This window comes from Escherichia sp. MOD1-EC4550 (assembly GCF_963876935.1).
GTDB lineage: Bacteria > Pseudomonadota > Gammaproteobacteria > Enterobacterales > Enterobacteriaceae > Escherichia > Escherichia coli_F.
This window is the reverse complement of record NZ_CAWNSE010000034.1, coordinates 25,824-41,484: the sequence shown is the minus strand read 5'-3', so window position 1 is coordinate 41,484 and position 15,661 is coordinate 25,824. Positions and strand designations below refer to the sequence as shown.

11 protein-coding genes, 1 pseudogene and 1 CRISPR repeat array (1 of these 13 running past the window's edge) are annotated in these 15,661 nt (G+C 53.0%); all 12 genes and pseudogenes read right to left on the bottom strand.

The window, feature by feature from the left end; all coding sequences use genetic code 11:
- Positions 1-1,802: direct repeats of the CRISPR family, unit length 29 nt; unit sequence CGGTTTATCCCCGCTGGCGCGGGGAACAC; it reaches 118 nt to the left of the window's first position.
- Positions 1,803-1,898: 96 nt separating this feature from the next.
- On the bottom strand, positions 1,899-2,192 hold the full coding sequence (gene cas2e, locus AACU19_RS19545; RefSeq protein WP_000063171.1) for a type I-E CRISPR-associated endoribonuclease Cas2e: 294 nt from the start codon (positions 2,190-2,192) through the stop codon (positions 1,899-1,901).
- Positions 2,189-3,112, bottom strand: a complete 924-nt coding sequence (cas1e, locus tag AACU19_RS19540; RefSeq protein ID WP_105278407.1) for a type I-E CRISPR-associated endonuclease Cas1e — start codon at positions 3,110-3,112, stop codon at positions 2,189-2,191. The genes cas2e and cas1e overlap by 4 nt, the downstream gene beginning before the upstream one ends.
- Positions 3,109-3,759 (bottom strand): type I-E CRISPR-associated protein Cas6/Cse3/CasE, encoded by a 651-nt coding sequence (gene cas6e, locus AACU19_RS19535; RefSeq protein WP_105278406.1) that lies wholly within the window; start codon positions 3,757-3,759, stop codon positions 3,109-3,111. Before cas6e ends, cas1e begins: the two co-directional genes overlap by 4 nt.
- The gene (gene cas5e, locus AACU19_RS19530) at positions 3,741-4,487 is read right to left on the bottom strand and encodes a type I-E CRISPR-associated protein Cas5/CasD (RefSeq protein ID WP_105278405.1); all 747 of its coding nucleotides are present in this window, start codon (positions 4,485-4,487) and stop codon (positions 3,741-3,743) included. Before cas5e ends, cas6e begins: the two co-directional genes overlap by 19 nt.
- A 10-nt stretch (positions 4,488-4,497) precedes the next feature.
- The gene (gene cas7e, locus AACU19_RS19525) at positions 4,498-5,553 is read right to left on the bottom strand and encodes a type I-E CRISPR-associated protein Cas7/Cse4/CasC (protein WP_039021112.1); all 1,056 of its coding nucleotides are present in this window, start codon (positions 5,551-5,553) and stop codon (positions 4,498-4,500) included.
- A gap of 14 nt (positions 5,554-5,567) precedes the next feature.
- Positions 5,568-6,104, bottom strand: coding sequence for a type I-E CRISPR-associated protein Cse2/CasB (gene casB / locus AACU19_RS19520; protein ID WP_000029337.1), 537 nt, complete (start codon positions 6,102-6,104; stop codon positions 5,568-5,570).
- Positions 6,101-7,663: a type I-E CRISPR-associated protein Cse1/CasA gene (gene casA, locus AACU19_RS19515; RefSeq protein ID WP_105278437.1), complete on the bottom strand. Its 1,563-nt coding sequence runs from the start codon at positions 7,661-7,663 to the stop codon at positions 6,101-6,103. The genes casB and casA overlap by 4 nt, the downstream gene beginning before the upstream one ends.
- Before the next feature lie 97 nt (positions 7,664-7,760).
- Positions 7,761-10,461: pseudogene (gene cas3 / locus AACU19_RS19510) on the bottom strand (CRISPR-associated helicase Cas3').
- A gap of 193 nt (positions 10,462-10,654) precedes the next feature.
- On the bottom strand, positions 10,655-10,807 hold the full coding sequence (locus tag AACU19_RS19505; protein WP_000956457.1) for a Hok/Gef family protein: 153 nt from the start codon (positions 10,805-10,807) through the stop codon (positions 10,655-10,657).
- Positions 10,808-11,070: 263 nt separating this feature from the next.
- Complete coding sequence (cysH, locus tag AACU19_RS19500) at positions 11,071-11,805, bottom strand: phosphoadenosine phosphosulfate reductase (RefSeq protein WP_000039850.1); 735 nt, start codon at positions 11,803-11,805, stop codon at positions 11,071-11,073.
- 73 nt (positions 11,806-11,878) lie between these two features.
- Positions 11,879-13,591 (bottom strand): assimilatory sulfite reductase (NADPH) hemoprotein subunit, encoded by a 1,713-nt coding sequence (cysI, locus tag AACU19_RS19495; RefSeq protein ID WP_105278403.1) that lies wholly within the window; start codon positions 13,589-13,591, stop codon positions 11,879-11,881.
- Positions 13,591-15,390 carry an NADPH-dependent assimilatory sulfite reductase flavoprotein subunit gene (gene cysJ, locus AACU19_RS19490; protein WP_105278402.1) on the bottom strand — a complete coding sequence of 600 codons (1,800 nt, stop codon included), beginning with the start codon at positions 15,388-15,390 and terminating at the stop codon, positions 13,591-13,593. The genes cysI and cysJ overlap by 1 nt, the downstream gene beginning before the upstream one ends.
- Positions 15,391-15,661 lie beyond the last annotated feature (271 nt).

Sequence of the window (15,661 nt, the reverse complement as noted above, 5' to 3'; positions counted from 1 at the left end):
CTGACGGTTTATCCCCGCTGGCGCGGGGAACACGAGGACGTGCCACCGGAAGAAAAAGCAGCGCAGGGTTTATCCCCGCTGGCGCGGGGAACACGACAAATAACCTGCACTACAGCGTTGAGACAGAGGTTTATCCCCGCTGGCGCGGGGAACACGACAAATAACCTGCACTACAGCGTTGAGACAGAGGTTTATCCCCGCTGGCGCGGGGAACACCTTCGCCGGTCATAACCTGGCGTGCGCGAATGCGGTTTATCCCCGCTGGCGCGGGGAACACATTAGGCCCGAAGGTCAGCATTGATAATGTGTCGGTTTATCCCCGCTGGCGCGGGGAACACCCTTATGGCCGTCGGTGAATGCAGGTTGAACCCGGTTTATCCCCGCTGGCGCGGGGAACACGAGGCGATAGGTTCGGGAAATAGCCCTGTTACCGGTTTATCCCCGCTGGCGCGGGGAACACTGGCATGAACTGCAAACCGTTCGCCCTTTCCACGGTTTATCCCCGCTGGCGCGGGGAACACATGCGGCGGCAGAAATACTAACAGGGCTGGGACGGTTTATCCCCGCTGGCGCGGGGAACACTCAGTGCCGCCCCATTTGCCGACAGCGGCATCCGGTTTATCCCCGCTGGCGCGGGGAACACAAACACGCGCGAGCAAAACTTTCATTTGCATTCGGTTTATCCCCGCTGGCGCGGGGAACACCTCGTAAACCTGCCGCGATAGCTGAATACGGTCGGTTTATCCCCGCTGGCGCGGGGAACACGCCGCCATTACTTCCCGCCAGCGTTGCTCAGGCGGTTTATCCCCGCTGGCGCGGGGAACACCGCAGCAGGCGATATCGCTAGCCGTTTGCGTACGGTTTATCCCCGCTGGCGCGGGGAACACGGGGTATGAGCGAGGGTATGTTAAAGGCAACCCGGTTTATCCCCGCTGGCGCGGGGAACACATAACCTCATCCGGGAGCGTCTCAATAAAAAACGGTTTATCCCCGCTGGCGCGGGGAACACCAACTTTGATAACCGTTTGTTACTGTGCCGTACGGTTTATCCCCGCTGGCGCGGGGAACACTGTCGCCCCGGCAGGTTTCTGCGCGTCGGCTGCGGTTTATCCCCGCTGGCGCGGGGAACACGGAATCGACACACCGCCGTAGTTGTACGTCGGCGGTTTATCCCCGCTGGCGCGGGGAACACATCTGCGAGATCAACGGTGGTTGCGAGATCGACGGTTTATCCCCGCTGGCGCGGGGAACACAAATGGAGAGGCGATACGTGTCATGTGGTTACCGGTTTATCCCCGCTGGCGCGGGGAACACAACGGCCCTTGGCTCTCTCGCGGCGTTTATGTCGGTTTATCCCCGCTGGCGCGGGGAACACGCTGGCCGACGAACGCGGACAATTAACCCTCTCGGTTTATCCCCGCTGGCGCGGGGAACACACGGTAGCCACTGGGATGGGGGGGATTATCCACGGTTTATCCCCGCTGGCGCGGGGAACACCAACTCCGGGCGTAAATGCTCCGCGCCGATTTCGGTTTATCCCCGCTGGCGCGGGGAACACCGCGTGTTTTGCGATGAAGTTCGGTTAAGTGGCGGTTTATCCCCGCTGGCGCGGGGAACACCAGCGCGTTGCCGTTTGTGACGTGCTGGCGACCGGTTTATCCCCGCTGGCGCGGGGAACACAATTAAATCAACGCGGTTTGAGTCTGCGGGATCGGTTTATCCCCGCTGGCGCGGGGAACACTCGTCCGGCTGCGCGACAGCGCGACACGCGGACGGTTTATCCCCGCTGGCGCGGGGAACACACTAAGCATACGTATCTGTTTTTAAACAATTTTATTCCACATCAACAATCTACCAACTAAATTCAAACATTTCCTTATTTTTAAAGAACGGGTAACTTATTGATTCTCAACAGGAAGAAACGAAACCAACCGTAACCCATCCAAATCCACCGGAATACGTCTGTTTTCACCCCAGGTCTGAAATTCAAAACCCGACTCGGTATTGGTCGCCCAGGCCATGACCACATTTCCGCAACCTGCCAGTTGGGAGATTTGCTGCCAGATCATCTCCCGAATACGTTTGGATGTATCACCAACATAAACACCAGCACGCACTTCCAGTAGCCAGATCGCGAGCCGTCCACGTAAGCGCGGCGGGACATTTTCTGTAACAACCACGACCATGCTCATCCGCTGCGCCCCCGGTGACCACTATCACCCAGCGTTTCAGGTTCCGGGATAGCTGGCGGTAACATATCCGGCGCAGGTTGTGGTGGTTCAATTTCACCGGCGGCAAGGACTTCCTCAATTAACGGAATTAATTTGCCCGTTAATTTACTACTACGGAAAATATCACGGCAGGCCAGTCTCACTTCTTTATCAGGTTCTGCCGGGTGTCTTGCCGCTATTTCAAATGCCTTTGGCACAACCGTATCAAATTTAATGATATCGGCTATGTCATAAACAAATGAAAGCGGTTTGCCACCATGGATAAAACCAATAGCGGGCGCATATCCCGCGGCTAATACCGCCGCTTCAGATATACCGTACAGGCATGATGTGGCAGCACTGATGCAGCGATTCACAACATCGCCTTTTTCCCAGTCTTTAGGATCGTAGTTGCGACCATTCCATTTCACACCATATTGCTTCGCCAGTAATGCATAGGTCTGGCGTACTCGGGCTCCCTCAATTCCCCGTAGCTGCTCCACTGAACGGCGAGCTGGCGGTGGTTCACGAAAACGTAATTCATACATTTTGCGCACCACCTTCAACCGTAGATCTTCCGTTAAAGCCAGCTTTGCCTGGTAGAGTAATTTATCTGCCCGCGCCCCTCCGGGTTGTCCGGAGGAGTAAACGCGAACGCCCGCTTCACCGACCCAGACCAGCAGTGTCCCCACCGTGGCGGCCAGATGCACCGCCGCGTGGGAAACTCTCGTTCCTGGTTCGAGCATTATGCAAGCGACCGATCCCACCGGAATATGCGTGCGGATCCCTGTTTTGTCGATCAGCACGAAAGCCCCGTCCAGTACGTCGATTTGACCGTACTGGAGGAAGATCATGGAGGTGCGATCTTTTAACGGGATCGGACTCAGTGGTACAAACGTCACGCCTCTGCTCCGGGTTTGATTAACATCAGACCACAGCCGAACGCCCGGCTTTTGCCATACCCCAGGCAGAGACGTTGCAGAAATAACCCTAGATCAGTGACTGTAAGCATCCCTGTATAATCCACGCTACTGAACTGGATCAGTTGCCGGGAGTTTTCCCGCCGCAGTTGCTGTTGTCGGTAGGCATCGACCGAGGTATCCAGCAGTGTAAAACCGCTTCTCTCCCCCTGCGCTGCCAGCCAGTCCAGCGCCGCCTGTTGTTGATGCAACCAGACATTTCTTCCTTCCGCCTGCCCCCTCACCTGCCGTTTCGCCTCCATCAGCAGATCGTGGCGCTTACCCGCTTTACAGACTGTTGGATTCGCTCGCAGGTTGAAAAAAAGGGATTGTCCGGTACGCAGCTCCGGCGCAAATGACCGGCATTCGATGGTGAACGTTTCACTTTCCGCCGGGCGTTCCTGCGACAGGACAAAAAAGCGAAACGCGCCCTGGAGTTCTTCCCGACGATAAAGAAATTGCCTTTCTTTGCCGCCAGGAAAAAGATCCCACAGCCACTGATGCATCACATATTCACCGCGATCCACCAGATGCAGTAACTGCGCAGGCGAAAGCTGGCCGGTATGTAAGGTTATTCTTGAGAGGTACATGGTTCCTCCTTGCTGAGCCACGGCCCCTGATTGACGGTGCGTTCCCCAAACAGCCACTGCTGACGATTTAAAGGAACATCCCGGCGGCGTAATATTTTGCTCGAGACCAGGCCATCGTGCTCCCCTTCCCACCAGCATTCATCCTGAAGTTTCGGGAGTGAGACTTTCAGTTCGTGGAAACGATCCTGATACTGTTGGTATGCGTTACGTAAGGCATCAGACGCGTTACCTTCAAGCAGTAACGGCGCAAGGGGTAATGCCAGCGGATGGCTTTTTCGCCCCAGATAAAGCGGAAAAACCGGATGGCGTAAACCTTCCTGCAACTGTTCGAGGCTGTAAGGCGCATCAGCTGTTGTTGCCACGGCCACCATCCACCAGGCATCGGTGTAGTAGTCGCGCCGGGAGATAATCGCGCTTAGAAGATCAGGGTCGCTCAACTCTTCGCGACGGCTGAAATAACGCGCTTTACGCACCTCTTTTGGCATCTGGACCGTGTGATAATCCCGTGCCCAGCGCGGGTTACGGCTGGCGCAAACCACCAGTGAATAGTGGCGATTAAACGCGTTTAAGCATTCGGTGTCATCACGCCGTATCCCTACCCCGGCAGCCAGCAGCCCCAGCAATGCTGAACGCGAAGGCAGTTCATGGGTATGACGCACCTCACCGGGTGCATCAACGCCCCAGGATGCCATTGGCCCATGAAGCTGAAAAATCAGATATTGGCTCATAAGCCGCCCCTTACGCGCAGATAAAGTCCAGCACGTCCTTCATGCTTCCCTGTTTGTTCATCACGTCAAAACTTGCGCATTCGGTCTTCTGTTCGTAAACCGTATTCATGTTTTCGCGAAGCGTTGTAATACGCTGCACCGCCACATCTAACTGACGTGTGCCATTAATGGGTTCATAGAAAGCCGCCGCCAGAGAACGCGGTTGTTCGGTGCCTTTTTCTGCCAGCGCCCAGGAGGCGTAGGCACGGCTGGCAAAGCTGTTCTGTTTGCCGGTTGGGGAGACTTTAAGCGCGGCTTCCGTAAAGGCGCGTATAGTCTGATTAGCCAACGCTTCGTCACCGCCGAGGTTTTCGACCAGCAGATCTTTATCAATGCAGATATAGGTGTAGAACAGCGCAGAACCAAATCCAGTTTCACCAAGATGCCCTGCACCAGCATCTTCAGAGGCCTGGCGCAAATCATCAACGGCGGTGAAAAAATCATCTTCGACAATCGTTTCACTGACACCAAACGCGTGCGCGACCTGACAGGCGGCTTCAACATTAAACTCAGGTTTATTCGCCAGCATACGACCAAACATGGCGATATCTACCGCCATGCGGTCTTTACGTAACAAAGCGAGATCGTCCTCTTTTGGCGCGCGCTTTTCTTCTGCCAGTTGATGGGCCAGCGCTTTTACGGCGTCAAATTCTGCCGGGCTGATATGGACGAGCTGTTCAGTTTCAGCGTTAGTGAGCGGATCTTTTGGTTTTTTGTCTTTTTTGGCTTTACCAAGATAATCGGCAATATCTGCCGCCCATTCGATGGCTTTTTTTTCTTCGATTCCTTTCTCAATCATGATAGTTGCTGCCTCGCGCGCGATACGCCCACTACGAATACCAATATGGCCCGCCAGCGACTGTTCAAAAAGTGCAGAAGTGCGCCACGCACGTTTCAGACTTTGCGAGGAAACGCGCAGACGCGTTGCTCCACCCAGCACCACGGTTTTCGGCGCACCGGTGTCATCACGGTTAAGGTTGGCTGCAGGGTAAGCGGTTAACAAATGGAGCTGAATAAATGTCGTCATGAGATAGTCCTTTATTAATTTTGTTCGTTATCGGCGTCGCCAGCCTGGTAATATTCCAGCGCCCAGCGGATACGGATAAATTCTGTTGGCCGCTGCTGACGGCGGTGATGGTTGAGCAGGTCGTCACTCTCCTGGCACCAGCGGAAAATATCGTCTGCCAAAGAGATAAGATTGACGGAACCGTTTAATAATTTGACCGCGCGACGTAACTGGCGCAGTAAATCATCCGGCGTTTTTACTGCCGACAGGCGCGAAAACCGCCCTTCTGACATTACTGCCGCCAGCTGCGCGGCAAAAGGCTGCCGTTCATCAATGGCTTTTACATTGGCGCTAACTGCAGCGACCAGTGCCAGTGCGGTAAAACGCCACTCTTGCGCTTCAACTTTCCACAACGTGTGGGTCTGCATTAGCAGAGAACGAAACCCTTCTGACAAACAAACATCATTAACCGTCGTACTACGCCGCAGACTGGCACGATTGCCGCGTTTTTCCTGCAATTCCTCGTGCCATTTGCGCAGCGTGGCTTTGTGCTCCTCTTTTACAATACTCATTCAGCAGCCTCCTGCTTTTTCTCCCTGGCGGCTTTAGCACTTTGCTTCTCCGCCGATGTTGTAAAATATTTCTTGCGCGCGGTCATGACGCGTTTCAAATCAACGGGCTCATAAGGATTAGTGAATACCCGCTCGTCAAAATCCTGACGCGCGAATAACCACATTTCCTTTTGCCATTTGCTGAGTAATTCATCCGGCTCCTGACCTTCTTCAATTTGACGCACTAACCTCAGGAAGCGATGCTGAGTTTTGTTCCAGAAGTCGATATCCACAAAACTGAAATCACCCCGTGCACCTTTTGGATCGGAGAACCATGCTTCTTTCAATGCACTCCGTAACAGACTTAGAATCCGTGAAGCCGTTTGCGCAGCCAGCCGCAGCTTTGGTATCTGGCCTTCTTTTTTATTGAGCAGTAGCGGGAAATGGTGTTCGTACCAACAGCGCGCTTTCATGTTGTCGAAATCATAGCCAAATCCCCACAGGCCCACTTTTGCCTGTTTCAGACTGCTGGCATTAAAGAGTTTCACCACCAGCGCGGGAAATTCCGTATTGTTTTCTGACTTACCCGTTTCGATAAGACCTAACCAGTCGCGCCAGATTAAACCGCCCGGTTGTGGCTTGACCGAGTAAAGCTCGCCGCCCTCTTTAAGTGGTACACGGTAGGGCGTTAAGGGATGCTGCCACATGGCATAATTCGCACCGTAATTTTTGGTCGTCATCAGGCTCAGGAGCGCGTCGCTCTGCTCACCGCAAATATCGCAGTTGCCGACTGTCGTGGTATTAAAATCAACACGTATGCGCCGAGGCATTCCCCAGTACGCCTGGAGTTTGTTGACCTGATCATCAGTTACCACCGCACCGGCCAGTTCACTGGTATGCGTCGGGCCAAGCCAGGGGAAAACCAGATCGTCAAATTTTTTGGGTAGCGGTAAGTCAGATTCATCCTGCGGCATCACGTTGAGCCACAGTTTGCGCCACAAGGGTGTTTGTTGATTGCCCTGATATTCCTGTAATTCAATCAGCGTCGTCATCGGCCCACCGCCGCGCAAACCGGTGCGATAGCCTTTGCCGCCCGCTGGTGCATTCAACTGTAAAGAGAACAAGGCCAATGCTAAGCAATGGGGGCACAGGTGTTCCGTTACACCACGCTTGATAAAGTGGTCTTTATTAAACTTCGTCGTTTGAGAGCCGGGAATTTCAGGCAGTAATGAAGCTACCGGAACTTTATCTCCCGTAAGCGCCTCGAAATCCTGCATAAATGAAGGGGAATCTGGGCCAAACTGGAAAGCGTGTTCTAAAGACAGCAATGCTTCCCGTAGCTTTTCAACCTCCAGCCCGTCTTCCCAGATATCATCCCAACGACCGTGATTTTTGGGCGCGAAGCTGGTTTGTAGTAGTCCCAGCAAAAACTGCCATGCCGCCCCCTGGAGATCTGCCCGCGGCGCAGCGATATCGACAACATTTTCATCCGCCAGATCGACTGGCGCCAGTTTGCCTGTCGTTCCGTCTTTATAACGAACGGGCAACCACGGGGTTGTCAGAAGTGAAAACGAGTTCATACGCATCCTCTCGTAAAAAAGACCATCCCTGGTCGGTTATCCATCCTTCCATCCTTTTTTGTGTATCAACTATTCAGAGAATCCTGTCGCAGGCATCTCAACCAACCTTGCCAATCAATCCCTCCGTAGCCGAATATCCACAACTTTCGTCATCGGTGACTAAAATCACGTTTGCCATCTCCGGATCTTGCCGCTGTTCAACGCACCACTGCCTGAACGCATCCCCTTCCAGTAAAGAAAACTCATCCCGATGTTTTTTCCACCAGCTTCGGCGCACTCTGACAACGCTCATTTCCCATGCGTGTGCACCGGTGGCATAAGGCTTCACTACACCGTCAATACAGCTAGCCAGCCACAGGGAAACAGACTCTTCAGCCAGACGTGTCGACAGTTTTTCCGGGAGGTAATCGTTGATATTGGCGGCATAGCCGGGCCTGAAGTTCAGCACAAACTTATTAGCCATTGAACGATCGCAGTAGTATTTGCCCACTTGCTCCTGCTCGCTGCGGGCAAACCCTTCCGGCATTACCACGTCCTCACCGTAGACTGATTCAATCAGAAGCCGGGCTGAGTGTGGCATCTGAATCGCGCCTTGTTCACGCAGCACACGCTGCGTCAACCAGATTCGCCCATGATCGGGATAGACAAATGCACTGTTACGCATGGCACTGGCAAACCATTCTTCACCCGGAGAGTCGTCCCAGACGGGGGCCAGAATCAGCAATACAGGAGGGTGACGCTCGTCTTTACCGTCACGCTTTAACTGACCATTAATATCGCGGATATGTCGCTGTAATCGCCCTGCTCGCTGGATCAGCAAATCAACAGGGGCAAGGTCGGAAATCATTTCGTCCAGGTCGCAGTCGACGCTCTGCTCCAGGACCTGAGTACAAATGAGGACTTTTCCGGCACGCTGTGAACAGTCTTCTTTACCAAAGCGTGCCAGCGTCTCCGTTTCAATTCGCTGGCGATCGCTGAAAGCAAAGCGGCTATGAAAAAGTGAAAGGCTGGAAGCAGGAATGACGCCGCGGGCAAGCAGCTGACGATGAACCTGGATGGCGTCATCGACAGAATTCCGAATCCAGGCGATGCATTTCCCCTGACTTACCGCCGATTCGATACGCGCAATACACTCTTGTTCGCTATGAAGCCAACCCACACTCACGCTGCGCTCAACGTCTTTGCGCGTCGCTACCCGGTGCGAATGCACATCGGATTTCGTGACATGCGTCAGCCAGGGATAATCATCTTTTTCCAGCAACGGAGCTTCTTGCTGGCCCTCTGCACCACGCGCAAAGGCGGCGACGAGTTTGTCACGCTGCTGTTGAGACAACGTAGCAGAAAGCAAAATAACGCTGTTTCCGCCACGCGCCTGCCGCTCGATCAGCCCTTCAAGAATGCACGACATATAAGCGTCACAGGCGTGGATCTCATCGGCTAGCAGGATTTTGTTACTCAGCCCCAGAAGCCGCAGATTATTATGTTTGAACGGCATCACCGCCATCATCGCCTGATCCAGCGTGCCGACGCCAATTTCAGCCAGCAACGCCTTCTTGTTACTGTCAGCAAACCAGGCCGCACATCCCTGACTGAACGCTTGTTCATCCGGTTCTTCTGACCCCACAAAATCACCAGACCACAGCGATGCGTTAAAGCGATCCATTAGCGAACGAGCGCTGTGTGCCAGCACCAGGCTGGGGCGGGATTGTGGCGAATAGAAAGCAAGCCAGGTTTTTACCAGCCTATCGTACATGGCATTGGCCGTTGCCATTGTTGGCAAACCAAAAAACAAACCCTGTGCTTTCCCCGCAGACATCAACCTGTGCGCCAGGATAAGCGCCGCTTCTGTTTTACCTGCGCCAGTCACATCTTCCAGAATAAACAACTGTGGTCCTGGCTGGCTGATATCCAGATCCAACACCTTTTGCTGTAACGGTGTTGGGTTCTCAATAAAAGGAAACAGCGTATTAATTCCAGTGAAAGGCGCGCTTTCTGCTTTTGGGGGAAAGACGGTTAATGCGTTTTGAGCCTGAACTAAAGCCTTCTGCCAGTAATCTTTAATATCCATTACGTGTGCGACACGTGGAAAAAATCGCGTTGACGATCCCGTCCAGTCTGCGAGTACGACGGTTGCAGAGATATACCAGGAAAGATGTTTTATAAGTTCAACGCCCTCGTCATCATCCCAGAATGTAGGGATCTCGATGAGCGGAAACAGTACCTTGATTTCAAGGAGAAAATCTCGTGCGGCAGCTTTGTCTTCAGGCTGAAAGTTGTCCAGTTCATCGATACGATCAGGAGGCCGACCATGATGCCCGGTTGTCATGGGCATCCACATCTCTATTACCCGTTTAAGTTTGCGGGGAGAGAGTGAAGATGAGGGAAGCAACTCTTCACATTCAATTAAATAATGATTCCACAACCAGTAACCCAGCGTTGAATGAGAGATCTTTTCGTAATTCTTTCTTGCGCCTTCCGGAACCTTGAGTTGTGGGTGCAGGTAAAGTTGCTGAAATGAGCGGGCAAATTTTCCAGTATCGTGCCAGCACAACAACCAGGCGAAAAATTGTGCTGCCTGATCCGTGTCAGCGAAACCTAATTGACGAAAATAGTCAGCCAGCCCGAAACAGTTGTTTTTGACCATTAAATAGCCTATCGCGGCTACATCCAGCGAATGCCAGCAAAGAAGGTGATAATCGTCGCCACCCTCTTTCTCGCCACGTCGGGTTTTTCCCCAGAAATCAAAGAAAGTCACAATGTTTTTATCCTTCAGTAAAACTTAAAGGATATTTACGCATATATTAAAAATTATCTGTGATATATATCGTTCAATAAAGTATTTACATTATGAATAATTCAATGATTTTCATCTGTGATATATATAAATAATAAACACAGGCATAATATTCACAAAAACAATATAAATGAAAAAGGGTGCAGGAGACCAAACCATCACAATTCAATACGCGGGGTTTTACCCCCGCGTGGTGGCTACTTCTTCGGTTCGTAAGCGAGAACTGCCTTAAACTCCATACCACGTTCTCTGATACTCAACTCACACAACGAGTCGCCTACCATCAGCGTGAATCCCAGTACTGTACAACACAGTACGATGATTGCCACAAGGGCATATTTTGTCAGCATGTCTTGCCTCCCTGCAAAGAAGAGACTAACATCCGAATTGCTACGTTCGAACGCGAGCCTCAGGTTGATAGAAATATCGCCTGGGGCTTTTGTCCATCTGGAACCTCGCGAATGCTCAACGCCAGACAGCCTCAAGCACCCGACGCCATTCTATAACTGTTGATTTCCCTTGCTATATTCAAGTTTAAATGCCGGAATGCTGCTCGCAAAATAAAAACGCCCCCATCATTTCTGACAGAGGCGTTTATTTTATCCGGCAATATTTACCCTTCGTGCAGCCCACATTCCCTTTTTAAGCCAAAGAAACGCGTTTCTTCTTCCGCCATACCGGGTTCCCATTTTCGAGTTGTATGGGTATCACCAACCGATAAATATCCTTCGTCCCATAATGGGTGATATTTCAGGCCATGTTTTTGCAGGTACTGATAAATAGTTCGGTTATCCCAGTCGATAATCGGCAGCACTTTAAATACGCCACGCTGAATTGCCAACACCGGTAAATTAGCGCGGCTGCCGGATTGTTCACGGCGCAGGCCAGCAAACCACGTTTGCGCGTTTAGTTCTTTCAGCGCCCGGTTCATCGGTTCGACTTTGTTGATATCGTTGTACTTTTCAATGCCTTCAACGCCCTGTTCCCACAGTTTGCCGTAGCGTGCTTCCTGCCAGGCGGCGCTTTCGGTAGCGCGGTACACTTTCAGGTTGAGCTTGAGTTTGTCCGTTAACTCGTCAATAAAGCGGTAGGTTTCCGGAAACAGATAACCGGTATCGGTGAGGATCACCGGAATATCCGGGCGAATCTGATTCACCAGATGCAGGCTAACCGCCGCCTGGATACCGAAGCTGGAAGAAAGCACATATTCACCGGGCAGATTATCCAGCGCCCAGGCAACGCGGCCTTCAGCATCCAGTTTTTCAAGCTCGGCGTTAGTTTCCGCCAGCGCCAGAATGCGATCTACCTTCGGCAGTTCGTTCAGGGCATTTAGATCGAGTTTGGACATAGATTCCTCACTGTTTGCCTTGCCTAATGCGACGCTTACGCGTCTTATCAGGCCTACAAGACTGGACTGATGGTTAATCCCACAAATCACGCGCCGGATCGAGCACCGGGCGAATTATGCCCGCACGCACCGTAAAGTCGCCGAAGCCTTCACCCGCTTCACGTTCTTTCGCCCAGCGCCCTATCAGTTCATCAAGCGTCGCCAGGATTTCCGGCTCGGTGATGTTTTCTTTATGCATCCGTGGGATACGTGTCCCAATGCGGTTGCCACCAAGATGCAGGTTGTAGCGACCCGGCGCTTTACCCACCAGGCCAACTTCCGCCAGCATCGCGCGACCACAACCGTTCGGGCAGCCTGTTACACGCATCACGATGTGCTCATCGCTGACACCATGTTTCGCCATTAAATTATCGATGTTATCGATAAACGACGGCAGGAAACGCTCCGCTTCCGCCATCGCCAGCGGGCAAGTCGGGAATGACACGCAGGCCATTGAGTTTTCGCGCTGCGGCGTGACGGCATTCATCAATCCGCTCTCTTTGGCGATCTTCTCAATCTTCGCTTTCTCGCTTTCCGGTACACCGGCGATGATCAGATTCTGGTTCGCCGTAATGCGGAAATCACCTTTGTGGATCTTTGCGATCTCCAGCAGGCCGGTTTTCAGCGGACGTCCCGGATAATCAAGAATTCGGCCATTTTCGATAAACAGCGTCAAGTGCCATTTGTCGTCGATCCCTTTTACCCAGCCGATACGATCGCCGCGCCCGGTAAATTCATACGGACGGATCGGTTCGAACTTGATCCCCGCGCGACGTTCCACTTCTGCTTTAAACGTCTCGACCCCCACGCGCTCCAGCGTGTATTTGGTTTTGGCGTTTTTACGGTCAGTACGATTACCCCAGTCACGCTGAGTGGTAATGACCGCTTCCGCCACCGCCAGCGTATGCTCCAGTGGCAGATAGCCAAACTCGCTCGCCGTGCGGGCGTAGGTTTTCTTGTTGCCGTGTTCGATAGAAAGCCCACCGCCCACCAGCAGGTTGAAGCCCACCAGCTTGCCGTTTTCCGCGATCGCCACAAAGTTCATGTCGTTGGCGTGCAGATCGATATCGTTCTGCGGTGGGATCACTACCGTGGTTTTGAATTTACGCGGCAGGTAGGTCTGACCGAGGATCGGTTCTTCATCGGTGGTGGCGACTTTCTCCTGATCGAGCCAGATCTCCGCGTAGGCGCGGGTACGCGGCAGCAGATGTTCAGAGATTTTCTTCGCCCACTCATACGCTTCCGCGTGCAACTGAGATTCAAATGGGTTCGAGGTGCAGAGTACATTACGGTTCATGTCGTTGGCGGTCGCCAGCGCATCAAGACCGACCGAATGCAGCATCTGGTGCACCGGTTTGACGTTCTTTTTCAGAATGCCGTGGAACTGGAACGTCTGGCGGTTGGTCAGGCGAATGCTGCCATAAATGGTGTTTTCACCGGCAAATTTATCGATCGCCTGCCACTGTTTAGTGGTGATCACCCCACCCGGCAGACGGCAGCGCAGCAGCATCGCATGACGCGGTTCCAGCTTCTGTTCAGCACGTTCCGCGCGGATATCGCGGTCATCCTGCTGATACATACCGTGGAAACGGATCAGCAGGAAGTTGTCGCCCTTAAAGCCGCCGGTCAGACCGTCGTTTAAATCTTCCGCAATGGTCCCGCGCAGGTAGTTGCTCTCAAGCTTCATGCGCTCCGCGTCTGTCAGTTTTCCTTCGACCACTAAAGGCCCTGGATGTTTTTCGTTCATTAGTAGACATCTCGCTGATAACGGCGCTCTACGCGCAGCTCACTTAAAAATTCATCCGCCGCTTCGGTGTCCATGCCACCAAATTCGGCAATCACTTCCAGAAGTGCCTGTTCAACGTCTTTCGCCATGCGATTAGCGTCGCCGCAGACATAAATGTGGGCACCGTCATTGATCCAGCGCCACAGCTCTGCGCCCTGTTCGCGCAGTTTGTCTTGTACGTAAACTTTTTCTTTTTGATCGCGCGACCAGGCAAGATCAATACGTGTCAGCACGCCCTCTTTGACGTAGCGCTGCCACTCCACCTGGTAGAGGAAATCTTCCGTAAAGTGTGGGTTGCCAAAGAACAGCCAGTTTTTACCCGGCGCTTCGTCAGCAGCACGTTGCTGCATAAAGGCGCGGAACGGCGCGATGCCGGTGCCTGGACCAATCATAATCACCGGCGTTTCCGGGTTGGCTGGCAGACGGAAGTTGTCGTTATGTTCGATAAAGACGCGGACTTCGCCCTCTTCTTCCACACGATCCGCGAGGAAACTAGAGGCACCACCGGCACGGGCGCGGCCTTCAATGTCATAACGAACGACACCAACGGTGACGTGTACTTCGTTCTCGACTTCCGCCTGCGAGGAGGCGATGGAATACAGGCGCGGCGTCAGCGGGCGCAGCAAGTTAATGAGGGCTTCAGCGTCAAGCTGTGCCGGAGAGAAACGCACCATATCGACAATCGGCGTCGTCGCGGCGTAATGCTGTAACTTCGCTTTATCGCCCACCAGCGGCAGCAGCGTTTCACTGCGGGTAAGCGTGGCGTAGTTCTCAACGATGTTGGCGGTGTTGACGGTCAGTTCGAAGTGCCACTGTAGGGCCTCGTTCAGAGGTAACGTTTTGCCCTCGACGGTGACAGGTTCATCGCCTTTCAGCCACAGCAGTTCGACAAGTTCTTTCACCAGTGCCGGATCGTTCTGATACCAGACGCCCAGCGCGTCACCCGGCTGGTAACGCAGGCCCGAGTCACCTAAGTCAATTTCGATATGGCGAACGTCTTTTTCAGAGTTACGCCCGGTAATTTTCTGGTTAACAGAGAGGCTCGCCACCAGCGGCGCGTCTTTGCTGTACGGGCTGGTGTGGATTTCATTTACCGCGCCAGTAGCGACGGATTGCGAAGGTGCCGCGACAGGCGTACGGGACTTCAGAACATCAACCACGCGGGCGCGCCACTCGATGGCAGCAGCCTGGTATTCAACGTCGGCATCGACACGGTCGAGCAGGCGTTCACCGCCCAGTTCCGCCAGCTTGCTGTCAAAATCTTTCCCGGACTGGCAGAAAAATTCATAAGAGCTATCGCCGAGACTAAACACGGCAAACGCGGTGTTTTCCAGCTTCGGCGCTTTTTTGGAGAACAGGAACTTATGCAGCGCGACGGCCTCTTCCGGCGGTTCCCCTTCACCTTGCGTTGACGTCACCACGATGAGCAGTTTTTCGCTGGCGATTTGTTTGAATTTATAGTCGCCCGCGTTCATCAGCTTAACGTTCAGTTTTGCCGCTAATAAATCATCGCGTAATGCTTCAGCAACCCGGCGCGCATTGCCGGTTTGCGAAGCGGAGATAATAGTTATACCCGGCATTTCTGCGGCGGGCGCTGGCGTCGCTGCAAGCGCAGCAGGCTGCTGATTGAGCACGCCCCAGAAATAGCCAGAAACCCAGGCAAGCTGGGTGGGAGTTAAATCGGTCGTGGCCGCCTGAAGGCGTGCCAGTTGCTCCGGGTTCAACGGAAGCAACGCGGAAGGTGGGACCTGTGTCGTCATGCGTCGTTATGTTCCAGTAAGCAAAGCTGTTTCTGCGCCCTGTCAGCGCCCATAAAACAGAAGAGAAGGTAAGGTTAACGGGGTGAACGGTGTGGATTAAAGACGGGATAGCGATAACTAATAACCAAATCGACTAACCTGTTTTAGCAATAGTCTTTAACAACAAAATAGATTAATCAACCCAATGAAAAACAAATGAATTTAGCCAATCATTAAGATAAATCAGCGATTTTGCGCAACAAAGTCGTTTTAGATAATGCGAAAAAACAGC